Source organism: Cytobacillus purgationiresistens (genome assembly GCF_030813235.1).
Classification (GTDB): Bacteria; Bacillota; Bacilli; order Bacillales; family Cytobacillaceae; genus Cytobacillus; species Cytobacillus purgationiresistens.
In genome coordinates, this window is the sequence record NZ_JAUSUB010000046.1 from 19,825 (window position 1) to 33,215 (window position 13,391).

Below are 13,391 nucleotides of genomic sequence, written 5' to 3' on the forward strand. Positions count from 1 at the left end.
TGTAACATAAGAAAAAGACATTTCTACAAAAAATGCCCCGTTCGTGTTAAATGTTTAATCAACTGTTTTACTTTTCATAACTTTTTACCACACCAAGGACAAAACAGGATTTCAATAGATGAAGAACCCCCATCATGAATTATTAATCCATAATCATTATCTCTTTCATGGAAAAATATAAGTTTATCAGGGCATTCAAATAGATCTTTGTGAATGTCACACTTGAAATTCGCATGGTATGTCATGTCATTACAACAATGCTTGTTCATATATTTTCTCCTTATTTAATAAGCCCCTATATTTTGAACAAACCTTAATTATTTTTTATTAATTTAACCAATTCCCTTATTCCCCCAGCAGCCAATGAGAAGGACACAGCCAATAATCCCAATACAATTAAAATACCCATTATAGTTCCCATTCTTATTATATCTCATTCTTAATTTCTATTAACCAATATAATAATATACAATAAGCAACATTCTTGTTGCTTTAAAATAATGATTGATTAAAAACCACCTTCAATCCTTATACTACAACTAAAGAAAAAGCGTTATTTTGAAAAATAGATTGATCAAAATAACTTTTTGCTGTTTGAGTATAAAATAACTTTTTATAATAAAGTTTGATAATTACTTAATGAATTAAAGCCCCGTTACTTTAAGTACATTCCTTCACAATTTCTTGTTTTCTGTTTATGAAGTGCCATATAATATGAAACATATGAAATTCATATAATTGATTGAACAAAAGAAACAAGTAGTCCATTAAACTCATCATAGTTATCATAGTTTGCGTTATGAGAGGCACTCGAAATAATTTCCAATGGAAACCCTGTCTTTTCAGCCCAGCTATTACAGTATTTTTTAACATAACCTGTATTGTCATATTCTCCATAAGTAATCAAAACTGGACAGTTAAATTGAACTTCATCATCTATCTTCAAAAACTCACCATAAACTGCACTAGCCGCCTTCAACATGTCTTTTTTACCCAAACTAACTAAGGATTTGTACATACTTGTCCTTGCTTCATCAGTTACTGTAATAGCCTTTGCACCTGCTTTACAGTAATAACTAAATGGGTACAGTCTGGCAATAGTAGAATATTGTTTTATCCAAAACAGTTCCGATTTTTTATAATAACTTTTACCATAAGGAGTTGTGCCTATTCCTATAAACCCTATTACCTTGTCCCCATATTCATGAATAAAGGACTGAGCAATATAACCTCCTGCTGACTGCCCCACTAAGACTATTTTTTCTATATTCTCCTGTTCGAGTATAGTTAACATCTCTTCATTTACATTTGCGAAAGAAAAATCTTCATACGGTCTTGATTTTCCATGCAAAGGAAAATCCCAAGTTATCAACTTATATTCAGCAGATAGATGCTCAACTTGTTTATCGAAAAGGGTGTGGTCTCCTGTTAATCCATGACAAAAAACAATAGCAAATTCTTGTGGAGGAACTATTTCATTCGTCCAGTAATAGATCGTTCCTTTTGATGATTGTATCTTTCTCTCAATCATTTGCTGACCCTCCCTATAATAATTGCATTTTAAATTTTCTAATGGATTTCTTATATTAAATCAATTGTATGTCAGTATCTTGCAACCACTGCTACTTATAGTGAAGAACATCTAACCTGCTGCGTTAGTTCAATAAATTCAACAAAAAAAGGACATTCCCTTTTTTAAGAAAGCACCCTTTTGTTGAAGAAACTATTTATTCAATTTTTCTTTTCTTAGTCGCTTTCAATTGCCTCATAAATTTCAACTAAGTTGTCATCTGGATCTCTGAAATGAGCTACTTTAATACCCCAATCAACTTGTTTAAGTGGTTCATTAATAAATTTTACTCCCTGTCTTTTAAGAGAGTTATATGTATCTTCTACACTGTCAACAAGGATTATTAATGAAGTTTTATCCATTAAAACAAAAAACACTCTTTAAAATTTTTCGTCAATAATCGAACATGCGTTAGTCTCATACCATCACTCCAATTAGTAAGATTTTAATTATAATTCAAAATTCAACATTCAACATTCAACATTTATCATCAAAAGGCCTTTAAACTTTCAACAAAAATATTATTATCCCTTCTTTAGAAGGAAACCCAGAATAATTATTTCTATGATCCTCAAAATATCCTATTTACTCTATCAAATGATCCTATTGTTGAACAAAGAATAAACAGCTCTCTTTCACTAACATGCCCCTTTTGTTCCATAAGAAAAAGAGCTTTCTTATTTAAGGAAAGCCCCCAGATAGTTTAAGTGTATTCATTCACAATCATCCCAACTGTAAATAAAAAGAGCTGTCAAAACAGCTCAATGAATACATCTCAAAATTTAACTATTTTTTCAAAACTGGAATCCAAATTTCGCTTATTACTGATGGTGAAGTTAAATCTTTACTTTTAATCGACAAGATTTCAGGTCCTTCTGTTACTTGATAGTTGGAAGATGGAAACCACTCAGAATAAATCCTTCCCCAAGTTTCCTGTAGTGTACTAGGAAAAGGTCCCATTGATTCGAATATCGCCCATGTTAAGGCAGGAACTTCAAGTTTTGAAAAGTTTTCAGGGCATTCTTGTGTTGTTGCTACTCCTAAATACTGATCAAGCTCTCCTTTTTCTTCCATGCGTCCTTCAGAAAAGTTTGTAGATGCTTGAATCATCCCTTTAGGTTCAACATTAGAGAGTTTTTTTAATTGATCTGTTTTTTTCATAGGCAAAGATTTCCACATCGCTGTAATTTCCGGGTTTTCTCCTTCAAAAATAATTGGAACTCTTTTCATGATACCGACTATGTTAAATGCCTCTTTTTGTTCAATTCGATAATTCATTTCATTTCCTCCTCTAATTGATAATTGAAAGGTCATTAGTGGATAGGCTTTTAAGTGCTGGCCATTATTTCTTGCTGCTGACGGTGTTACACCATGTAAATTTTGAAAAGCTCTAGTAAAAGAGTCCGGTGAATTGTATCCATATTTAATCGCAACATCAATTATTTTTATGGTACTATTTATAAGCTCAAATGCTGCCAAACTAAGGCGTCTGCGGCGGATGTATTCTGACAAGGTAATACCAGCAAGGAAAGAAAACATCCTTTTAAAATGATATTCTGAACAATGAGCTAACCTTGCCACGACTTTGAAGTCTATTTCGTTAGTGAGATTTTCCTCAATATACTTCATTGCATCATTCATGTTCTTAAGCAAATCCACTATATCCCTCCTTCATCATTAGATTAGCAGGAATTGAATGTAACCATCCGACTTTTTGTGCACCATTTTGTAGGGGTTATTCCTTTCTTTCACAAACTGCCACTTTAGTCGAATAAAAAAGGCTGCTGGCTGCAGCCCTTTATTTAATAAAGCCCCCGTTACTTTAAGTAGAGTATTTCACAAATATCATCAGTAAATAGCATTTAGACATAGAATTGAATAACGAATTAACTCTTATTCATGAGATAAATATAATGTCTATTTGTGGAACTTTTTAAAGTTTTCTTTTTTATTCCTCCAAATAAAAAAGAAAACATAGAGCATACCAAGTAAAAAATAATTACTAATCATTAGAGGAAGAAATGTATTCAGTATCCATAAATTGATGCCATTAGTTAGAATTGAAGGAAAGGGTGAAAATATAAGATATAGTAGTGTATAGACAATCATACCTCTTTTCCCAATCCCTATCTTTCTTTCAATTATCTCCCCTATAATAAGTGGTAAATAAAAAAAAATGTTTAATTGTAAATTAAGCTTTAAAAAAAAGATGAACTACAATATTACTTAAATAATACCCCAATGCCCCCAAAATAGTCTTAAAAGGTACAACATATTATGAGGGTGAACCTGAAATGTGATTCGTGTTCTTCATACCAAGGATTGGCTAACCTGCCACTTTAGTCGAATTAAAAAGGCTGCTGGCTGCAGTACTTTATTTAATAAAGCCCCCAATAGTTGAAGATAGTATACCTTATAATTATCCTCTACTTTATTTCGTTAAAGGACTTTGGTAGAGTTGGTTACTCTTTATTGGCTTTTTATGTTAAATATTAACAAGTTGCAATATTCAGAAGGGAGATACCAAATATGACTATGGATATTATTCTATTTGCAACCGTGCTTATATAGGGTGCATCAATACACGAATTAAGTAAACCATCAAAAAAACAAAATAAGAAAAATAATAACTCTCACAGCTTTCAGTACTCTATCAACATTAGTTACAACATTTTCACTTTTTCAAACAATATTTTGACTTAAGCAATAGGGCACTTTTCTGCATTTTTGAAAAGTGCTTTTTTTTAAACTAACCTGCCGCTATAGCGACATAACAAAAAGACTTCCCTTTATTTAAGAAAAGCCCCCGTTAGATTAAGTACATAAATTCACAAATTATAAATTCAGAAAAGTTAATATTTCCTCTCATATTTTCTCATATATGTTTTGCTTAATTATAAACTATTTAATTTTAACAATTATTTTCCCTTTAGCCCTTCCTAGTTCCGCATATTCCATTGCCTTTTGAATATCTTCAAAACTAAAAACTTTATCAATTACAGGATTGATTCCTCCAGATTCAATAATTTTTGCAATAGTACTTAATTGATTGCCATTTGGCTTCATAAATAAAAAAGTATATTGAACATTATGTTTTTTTTCAAGTGTAGTAAGTTTATAACTTGCTGCTGAAAACAACATCGTTTTAAAGAATCCTAAACCATATTCTTTAGCAAAACGAGCATTTGGTAAACCCGAAACAGAAACAATTTTCCCTCCGCATTTTATAACATTGAATGATTTTTCAAGTATCTTTCCCCCAAGTGTATCAAAAACTGCATCATAATTGTTCAGTATATCTTCAAACTTTTCTGTCTTGTAATTAATAATTTCATCTGCACCCAGAGATTTTACTAAATTCGTACCAGCTTCACTGGTAGTCGTCGCAACAGTAGCCCCCATTAATTTGGCCAGTTGAATAGCAAATGTACCTACACCACCTGCCCCAGCTTGAATCAGTATTTTTTGTCCCTTTTGTAATTGTATTATGTCATGCAACGCTTGGTATGAGGTAAGGCCAACCAGTGGAATCGATGCAGCTTCCTCAAAGCTCAAATTTTTAGGTTTTAAGGCTATGTCGTTTTCATGAATTGATAAAAATTCTGCAAAAGTTCCGATTTTACTTTTGCGTGGGCGTCCAAATATTTCGTCTCCAACTGTAAAACGAGTCACTTTTGCACCAACCTTAGCTACAACACCAGAAAAGTCATTCCCTAAAATAAGTGGCATTTTATATTTAGTCAATAATTTCACTTTTCCATCACGGATTTTATAATCTATTGGGTTAATGCTAGCGGCTTGAATTTCCGTGAGTACCTCGTAATCTCCAATTTCAGGTAGGGGCATTTCTGCTAAATGTATTGGTACTTTCCCGTACCTATCAATAACCATTGCTTTCATTGCATATACCTCCATATCAAATCTAATCTATTACTTAGTTTCAATGATCAACTTTTCAATATCATACAAAAGATTTTTTAATAAACTTAATTTTGTACTAACATCAATATAATAAAAGTTTTTTGTGCCCTCTTTACGCATAAAAATAATACCTGCATCTCTCAAAACCCTTAGATGATGTGAAACAGCAGGACGAGAAAGATGTGTTTGTTGAGTGATTTCACCTACACGTAATCCATTTTCACAATCGGTTCCCATTAGAACTAACAAGATAGATTGACGTGTTTCATCACCAATCGCCAATAATACTTTCTGACAATTAATAAAATCTTCTTTGATTAACTTTAATTGATCATTTTTATTCATTCAATCTAAAACCTCCGTTTATCCAACAACTAGTTTAAACAAATCAACCACAGTAATGAATATAAGAATAAACAATAGATACTTTCTATGCAATATTGAGAAAGAAAATCGAGATGAACCATATCTTAATATTCCAACTAACCTGCCACTTTAGCAGCATAATAAAAAGCGACTCTTCATAATGGAGAATCGCTCGTTAACTTAATAAAAACCCTTGTATGGATACAAATAAAATAAATATACACGTAATAATAGACAGCCAACCTATTGATTTTCTCTCTTGTTGAAATTCTTTTAATCCCAGTACCAACATTAATAAGCCTAGGGAAAATATCATCAGTGATTGATACTTAAAATCTTTTGTAATGAGACTATACATAGCAATAATGAATACGATTATTGATATAACATAGTGTGAAATTTTAAGCAACATCCATCCCCCTTATTCAAATCCATTGGTCTGACAAAATATGATATCTGAGTACATTTGCCAATTAATTATAACATTCCATCTTGCGCTAACCTGCCCCGATTCTAACGGGTGCTTTAGAGGGTTGCTGCGGCAACCTTTAGGAATCCATTATTAATATTTAGTAAGCCAGTCAATTAATTGATCATAGTTACTTGAGAACATTACATTGTCTTTGGTATTTGACTGTTCAAGGTGAATTAGAATATCCCCTTCTTCTAATAAAAAAGCGACAGCAATGGTGTTCTTTAATATATTATTAGAAAAAAATTTGTCTTTCCACAATTTTTGTACAGAAAAATGTTCTGGAGTATAACCTTTACGATTAACTAACAACTTATACTTTTTTCCTTGTCTAATAAATGAATAACACGTTTTCTCAAATGAATTAAACCAGGTGTTTACATCAGCAAGGGTTATGAAACCTGTCAAATTAGTAATAATAATATCTTCAGAAATGGATGTACTTATATTTTTAACATTCAATTAAACAGCAACTCCTTACTATTATTATAAACTAAATAATGGAAGCGAGTATAAATATTAATGTTGCACTGTTCGAATAAACCGAAAGACTGTACTATACATATCCATAAAGACACTTTGTGAACGCAAACGTCATTCATTTTGCAGTAAACTTTGTACTAATGCAGCTAACCTGCCCCGATAGTTCCATAATAAAAAGCTGCCTTAAAGACAGCTCCGATCTTCAGCTAACGCACCCGTTAGCTTAACAAGGTATGTATAGATTAATTTTCAACTTTAATGTATGTTCATTCGAATATAGGACGCATAAAGCTTCTCTCATAACTTAAAATACATTTAGTCTCTTCTGCAAATTTATATGCTTCTTGACATTCTGCATCCAATGCCATTTTTACTCGGTACTCTTCATATGCTGCTAAACTTGGGAAAGTGAATAATGCATAAGCAATATTATTAGCACCCTCATGTGGAAGGAAATAACCCTGATGTGTACCGCCTAATTTATTTACTAATCGAATCCACATCTTACCGTATTCCCCGAACTCATTTAATTTATAAGGGTCAATAACATATTTCAGATAGCATGTAACCATTTTAATCCCCCTAAAAAATCTATTTTTTTCCATCATAGCATATAATTTGACTAACCTGCCGCTTTAGCGACATAAACAAAAAGACTTCCCTTTATTTAAGAAAAGCACCCGTTAGTTGAATAACAGTATTTACATTTTTTCTAAGATAAACTTAATAAAATCAGATTTTTCATCTGTATATTTCTGTTTATTATTTTTATTTACTACTGATAGTTTCTGTTTAAGCTCTTCATATTCAATTCTTGCTTCATCATTACTTCTTAAATAATCTCTAAATTTCAATAGTTCGATTAGATATTTACTCCCACTTTGGAACATGTGGATTTAATGTGTTCTTGGTTTGCCCTTACTAAAATAATGCCTATCAGGCAAAATGTTGGTTCCTCGATATGAGTAACCAAGGCTTTCTAAATGTGAGGAACAATAATCACCATCGCTAAATTTATTTATTTCAACGGCAATATCAATAATCGGCTTTGCACTTAGATAATTTACTGCGGTACTTCCAATATGATGAACATCCACAATATACTTACTGATCTTCTTCTGAATTGTTTCTTTTTCTAATAAAAATTTTTCTTCCCATTCTTCTGTCCAAGGGGTTAAAAAAACTTCACCTTTTGGTAACCCTAACATTTCATCACCTTGATTAACTGATTTATGTATTTTATCTATTTTAATTATATCTTTATAATTGTCGCTAACCTGCACGTTTGCTACATAAGAAAAGCATTCTGATTGGCTCAAAAAAGTTGATGATAGTTTTTCATATCATCAACCGTTACCTTCAGCTGTTTTATACGATTTTGTAAAGATACTTATCATCAATATGATAATTCCAATAATTCCACCGATAAATTCAGCTATATAGAAATGACCATCGCTTATTAAACGAATTAGAAAACCTCCTCCAAAAATTATGGAGAGTAGAATACCTAAAGATATTAAAGGCATCTTTATATAGAAATATCACCTTTCATATATATCTTTTTAAAATGATGATTATTTCCTTCTTCCACTAAGCTGCCGCGTTTGTTCCACAAAAAAAGAGCTTACCTTATTTTAAGAAGCCCTTACCAGTCGGTTGATGTCAAAATCTAAGACGTCTAATGGATCTCCTTACACGCCCAAGCATCAACTTCTACTTTAAAAACTGGCGCTGCCAATGCTACCACATAAATCATTGTTGTACAGGGAAGATGCTCACCTAAGAAATCTCCAATAATCTTCCTTCGTTTATCTGCATCAAAATCACCGACTAAATAAAATACTAGCTTTGTTAAATCTTCTACTTTCATATTAGCAGACTCAAGGTTTCTTCTTATATTCTCCAGCGCTAGCTGTAATTGATCTAATGAATTATCCGGTACCGTTCCATCTACGTGCATACCTAGTTGCCCAGACAATGTAAGCCATTTATTAGGACCTGTAACCTCTATTTGATGTACATAAGGTGCTACTGGTTTATGTACTGTTTCTGGATTTCTAGATTTTTTCAACATACAACACTCCTTATTTTAATTTTAAAATTATTCTAACTATATTATAACAGGTTTCATATTATCAAACCAACCTGCCACTTTAGTAGTATAAGAAAAAAGCAAACCTTCATAATTAAGAATCGTTACTCTAATAATTTTTGAAATATATTAAATAGCTGTGAATTTAGAAGAAGTTGTTATGGAAACAATACTAGCGTTCTTACTAAATAAATCATTTCGAAATATCTGCTTAACAGCTGCAATTACCGTACAAGACGATAACTCTAAATGGATGCCTTTTTTACTCATTTCGTTTTGGGCTAGCTTTGCAGCCTTTTCAGATATAATGAGTGCATTACTAGAACTATTAGATACTGCTTGAACTGCTTGCCAAGTTACCGTAGTGCCAGCAATTGATGTTAAATTAGTCTTTACATTAAAATGGTTAGTATAAAGATCACCTTTAAGAACATTTGAAATTCTACCAAAAGGTTCAACAGCATAAAGCTTGGGAACATTAGATATTGATCATATGAAGGAATTATATAAGATGAGCTTCGCCATATCTTCTGTACTTTCCTTTCCATCATCCCATTGCACTTTTATTGATTTTGCCTCTCATTGTTTAACAACTTAGGCTTTTTTTATAAGTCAGTTATTAAGAAAGGAAAAATAATAATATTAACAATAAGAAAAAATTACCGATATATAGGTTGAAAGTCCTTAAATTAAAAAATACAACGGGACTATGGGTGAATCATGGATGAGGAACCTAAAAATACATGGAGGTTTTAAAAAATGATTATTAATAACAATATTTCTGCATTAAACACTTACCGTCAATTAGGCGTTAATAACGGTGCAGGAGCAAAGGCAATGGAAAAATTATCTTCAGGTCTTCGCATCAACCGTGCTGGCGATGACGCTGCAGGTCTTGCTATCTCTGAAAAAATGCGTGCTCAAGTTCGTGGTTTGGACCAAGCAAGCCGCAACTCTCAAGATGGTATTTCTATGATCCAAACGGCTGAGGGTGCGTTACAAGAAACTCAAAACATTCTTCAACGTATGCGTGAACTTGCTACACAAGCAGCCAATGATACAAACGTAGGTGTTGATCGTGGAGAAATACAAAAAGAAATCAATGAACTTACAAAAGAAATTGATCGTATTGCAGAAACTACAGAGTTCAATACTAAAAACTTATTAAATACAGATGTAGGCGCTGACCCTGCTGACCCTGCTGCATTCACAGCAAAATTCCAAGTAGGCGCAAACGCTGGTCAATCTATGGAAATTTCTATTAATAATATGGGGTCACATGCTTTAGGTCTTACATCCGAAGATGGTACGGCAGGTACTCATGTTGCAGGTACATCAGTAAACGCTCAAATGGGCGCTACATATACTAACGTAGCTGGCGCATCGTATGTTGCAGATGGCGGCTTATCAGTAGCAGATAACGGATTAGCTTCAAGCGCAATTAAGGCTATCAATGATGCAATCGAAACAGTATCTTCTCAACGTTCTAATCTTGGTGCATTCCAAAACCGTTTAGAGCACACAATTTCTAACTTGAACAACTCTTCTGAGAACCTTCAAGCTGCTGAATCTCGTGTACGTGACGTAGATATGGCGAAAGAAGTTATGGAGTTAACTCGTACTAACATTCTTTCTCAAGCTTCTCAAGCTATGCTTGCTCAAGCTAACCAAAAGCCCCAAGCAGTATTACAATTACTAGGTTAATACCTTAATACCTGCCAAAAAGACTCTCGAAGCGAAAAATGCTTCGAGAGTCTTTTTGTTTTAATGTCATTTGAATATCTCAATTATCAAGATTGGATTTCTCCAATTTTATAGTAACTTTTACATGTTTTATTAATATCCTTTTTAGCCACCATATTAATATCATTTGATTCAACAAACTCATTGATCTCTTTATCGTTAAGAAGTTCTGCTTCCATTGTTTTATTTTGGTTAATAATCTTGTTTACCCAATGAAAAAAAGAAAGTGCTAAGCCAAGGATTAGTCCGCCACCAATACCAATTAAAGTCCCTACAATAACCCAATATGTTGATAAATAAATCCCCACCATAAACATCACTAATCCAGCAATAAACAAAAGCTTACCTTTATTCAAATAATCCCCCCGTTACTTCTTCTATAAAACTACTTTAGCGACATAACAAAAGGACTTTCCCGTTATTAAAGAAAAGCCCCCGTTAGTACAATAAGTGACAAACCTTTGAATTAGTGAAGACATAAAGTCAAATTCAGTACATTGTATTGTGTAGTAGTATGTTATATAATGTAGTAAATACAAATTAATAATGGTGGTAAAATATGAATGCTCAATTTAAAAAAGGTGTCCTAGAGTTAGTAGTTTTACTAATAATAAACCAGGATGACGAATATGGTTATTCACTGGTAAAGAGAATATCAAATCGAATTAGTATCTCAGAAGGTACAGTTTATCCTATATTGAGAAGACTGGTTAAAGAAAATTACTTAACCACTTATCACAAGGAATCAACAGAAGGACCTTTTAGGAAGTACTATAGTATAACTAGCGTGGGTAAGGATAAACTTGACACACTGACTTCTGAATGGAACGAGTTTGTAGATATAATCAACTTTTTTATCAAGGAGAGTGATGTATATGAACAAAAATGACTTTTTAAAAGGATTAGAAAAGAATTTGAAATATATGTCCAAAGAAGAAAAGGAAGATATTCTAAAAGAATATTCTTTGCATTATGTTGAAGGGGGGAATAATAATGAAAGCGATGAGGAAATATCTAATAATTTAGGACCTCCTAAAGAAATTGCTAAAGAATTAAACGCTGTATATGCTTTACGAAAAGTAGATGAGAAAAAGAGTATTAAAGCTTTCTCTACAGCGGTATTATCCATTATGGGATTAAGTATTATGAATTTTATTATTATGATATTTAGTTTATTTGTGTTACTCATTATTTCGCCAATAATTTTGGCTTTTATAATAGGTGTTCCCATTATGATTTTCTCCCCAATAATATTAATTGTAATGGGATTTGTTAATGGTTTTAACACTATAGGATTGGGAGAAATTTACGAGGTCATAAAAGGTGTTATTTTAGGCTCTTTATTAGCAGTATTAGGATATTATGTAGCGAAATCATTTGTTAGATTATTTATTAAAAACCTGAAATGGAATATTTCTATTGTAAGAGGGAGAGGTTAAGTTGAGAAAATTCTATTATGGCTTATTCAGCATCTTTATCTTAGGTGCATGTGATCAAGAAGGACATTTGGAATCTAGAGAGGTTGAGACTACTCAAATAGAAAATATAGAAATTCCAGGTAATATCTTTGAGTCTGAGAAGGTTAATAATTCAATTACCGAAGAAGAAATAAAGTTAAGCATAAAGAATTATTTAGACAGCAGCGGGGATTTATATGATGCAAGGTACTATTTTGAAGAGATTCTAGACTCAGGGAAAGAATTAAATAAGAGTGATTCTGAAAAATTAAAAGAAATCGACATCCTTTTAAAAGAGAATGATGAGAATTTCTCTACATACATTTTAAATAATACCTTACCAGGGGATTACCAATATGAGTCAGAACGTATTAGTAATTATATAACAGCTCTTAACCAGTACCTTAATGAGCTAGATAACATGATAGATAATTTAACTGAAGGGGATTTATCCAAAGAAAATTTAAAATCTTTAGGCAACATCCCGGATATTGTTAACGGAAAGGAACAGAAAAAAATAGAAAAATTCCTTGAAGATAAAGAAATCTATACTAACGTATTTAAACAATAATATATTAATTTTAAAGCTAGTCCGATGTTTGGATTAGCTTTTTTATGCCTAATAAATCTCATTCACTTTATCTATTGGATAACCATGAGTAAGCAACGAGATAACAGAAAAAGAAAAATGAGCTTGTTCTTCTTAAACTAAACTGCCACTTTATTCGAATAAAAAAGACTGCTGGCTAGCCCTTTATTTAACACAAGCATCTTAGTCGAATAAGAAATTAGATATTCTCTAATATCTTTGTTGGATTCCCAGCTACTTTTGTATTAGCGGTAACATCTTGTGTTACTATAATTTTCTTTGCGTCTGTGATAGTGACACGGAGGTAATGAATTAGCAGGAACAGCGGAGTATCATTATTGCAAAGCTATTTTTCCTCCAATCAAAAATAGCATATATCTTTGAGAGATACATCCTTACCTATAATTGTAATATTAAGCAGATAGCATATTTATATCCTTTTGACTGCTTATACACTTCCAAATTTATATCACTAATGACTTATCTCAACTAATTTTGGTTGGTCTTTATAATATATATAAGTTCGCTCTTCTTGTTGAACTAACCTCCCTCAATAAACAAACACTTATCTCTTAAATACGCAGTTTTTCTCCATATTACTAACTAACTTGTTTAACTTTACAGTTTTGGTTAGAACGAATAGAACTCAATTTAGCAGTTTACGAAGAAAATAAGCGCAGGAAACTAGCCAACCTTCG

The 13,391-nt window shown here is 32.2% G+C and carries 16 protein-coding genes and 1 pseudogene; 5 read left to right on the forward strand and 12 right to left on the reverse strand.

The features are described from left to right. Nucleotides 1–74: 74 nt before the first annotated feature. The 11 genes and pseudogenes from J2S17_RS29005 to J2S17_RS27125 all read right to left on the reverse strand — a co-directional run bounded on the left by J2S17_RS29005 (nt 75) and on the right by J2S17_RS27125 (nt 8,883). Complete coding sequence (locus tag J2S17_RS29005; protein WP_370875138.1) at nt 75–269, reverse strand: DUF6980 family protein; 195 nt, start codon at nt 267–269, stop codon at nt 75–77. 461 nt (nt 270–730) lie between these two features. Continuing rightward, nucleotides 731–1,531: an alpha/beta fold hydrolase gene (locus tag J2S17_RS27080; RefSeq protein ID WP_307480113.1), complete on the reverse strand. Its 801-nt coding sequence runs from the start codon at nt 1,529–1,531 to the stop codon at nt 731–733. 215 nt (nt 1,532–1,746) lie between these two features. Next, nucleotides 1,747–1,932, reverse strand: a complete 186-nt coding sequence (locus tag J2S17_RS27085) for a VOC family protein (protein ID WP_307480116.1) — start codon at nt 1,930–1,932, stop codon at nt 1,747–1,749. Between the two features lie 424 nt (nt 1,933–2,356). After that, on the reverse strand, nt 2,357–3,229 hold the full coding sequence (locus J2S17_RS27090) for an AraC family transcriptional regulator (protein ID WP_307480119.1): 873 nt from the start codon (nt 3,227–3,229) through the stop codon (nt 2,357–2,359). Between the two features lie 1,242 nt (nt 3,230–4,471). Then, on the reverse strand, nt 4,472–5,470 hold the full coding sequence (locus tag J2S17_RS27095) for an NADP-dependent oxidoreductase (RefSeq protein ID WP_307480122.1): 999 nt from the start codon (nt 5,468–5,470) through the stop codon (nt 4,472–4,474). Nucleotides 5,471–5,500: 30 nt separating this feature from the next. Then, complete coding sequence (locus J2S17_RS27100; RefSeq protein WP_307480126.1) at nt 5,501–5,836, reverse strand: ArsR/SmtB family transcription factor; 336 nt, start codon at nt 5,834–5,836, stop codon at nt 5,501–5,503. A 196-nt stretch (nt 5,837–6,032) separates the two neighbouring features. Beyond that, nucleotides 6,033–6,269 (reverse strand): DUF3953 domain-containing protein, encoded by a 237-nt coding sequence (locus tag J2S17_RS27105; RefSeq protein ID WP_307480129.1) that lies wholly within the window; start codon nt 6,267–6,269, stop codon nt 6,033–6,035. Between the two features lie 150 nt (nt 6,270–6,419). Further along, nucleotides 6,420–6,791 (reverse strand): STAS/SEC14 domain-containing protein, encoded by a 372-nt coding sequence (locus J2S17_RS27110; protein ID WP_307480131.1) that lies wholly within the window; start codon nt 6,789–6,791, stop codon nt 6,420–6,422. A 287-nt stretch (nt 6,792–7,078) separates the two neighbouring features. Continuing rightward, entirely contained in the window at nt 7,079–7,384 is a 306-nt protein-coding gene (locus J2S17_RS27115; protein WP_307480134.1) for an NIPSNAP family protein, read from the reverse strand. 129 nt (nt 7,385–7,513) lie between these two features. Further along, nucleotides 7,514–8,020 (reverse strand): annotated as a pseudogene (locus tag J2S17_RS27120) (GrpB family protein). Nucleotides 8,021–8,490: 470 nt separating this feature from the next. Beyond that, complete coding sequence (locus J2S17_RS27125) at nt 8,491–8,883, reverse strand: RidA family protein (RefSeq protein ID WP_307480136.1); 393 nt, start codon at nt 8,881–8,883, stop codon at nt 8,491–8,493. A gap of 181 nt (nt 8,884–9,064) precedes the next feature. Here J2S17_RS27125 and J2S17_RS27130 point away from each other — a divergent pair, with 181 nt between their 5' ends. Next, complete coding sequence (locus J2S17_RS27130) at nt 9,065–9,247, forward strand: hypothetical protein (protein ID WP_307480139.1); 183 nt, start codon at nt 9,065–9,067, stop codon at nt 9,245–9,247. 416 nt (nt 9,248–9,663) lie between these two features. Continuing rightward, nucleotides 9,664–10,608, forward strand: coding sequence for a flagellin Hag (gene hag / locus J2S17_RS27135; RefSeq protein ID WP_307480140.1), 945 nt, complete (start codon nt 9,664–9,666; stop codon nt 10,606–10,608). An 86-nt stretch (nt 10,609–10,694) separates the two neighbouring features. On the opposite strand, the gene J2S17_RS27140 is transcribed toward hag, so the two are convergent. Then, a complete protein-coding gene (locus tag J2S17_RS27140; RefSeq protein WP_307480142.1) occupies nt 10,695–11,003 on the reverse strand; it encodes a hypothetical protein in 309 nt (102 codons plus the stop codon). A gap of 203 nt (nt 11,004–11,206) precedes the next feature. On the opposite strand from J2S17_RS27140, the gene J2S17_RS27145 reads away from it, so the two are divergent. From J2S17_RS27145 to J2S17_RS27155, 3 genes are read left to right on the forward strand one after another with little or no spacing between them, the layout of a single operon-like run. After that, entirely contained in the window at nt 11,207–11,536 is a 330-nt protein-coding gene (locus J2S17_RS27145; protein WP_307480145.1) for a PadR family transcriptional regulator, read from the forward strand. Then, nucleotides 11,523–12,086, forward strand: a complete 564-nt coding sequence (locus J2S17_RS27150) for an HAAS signaling domain-containing protein (RefSeq protein ID WP_307480146.1) — start codon at nt 11,523–11,525, stop codon at nt 12,084–12,086. Before J2S17_RS27145 ends, J2S17_RS27150 begins: the two co-directional genes overlap by 14 nt. 1 nt (nt 12,087) lies before the next feature. Next, entirely contained in the window at nt 12,088–12,675 is a 588-nt protein-coding gene (locus J2S17_RS27155) for an NDxxF motif lipoprotein (protein ID WP_307480147.1), read from the forward strand. Nucleotides 12,676–13,391: the final 716 nt, after the last annotated feature.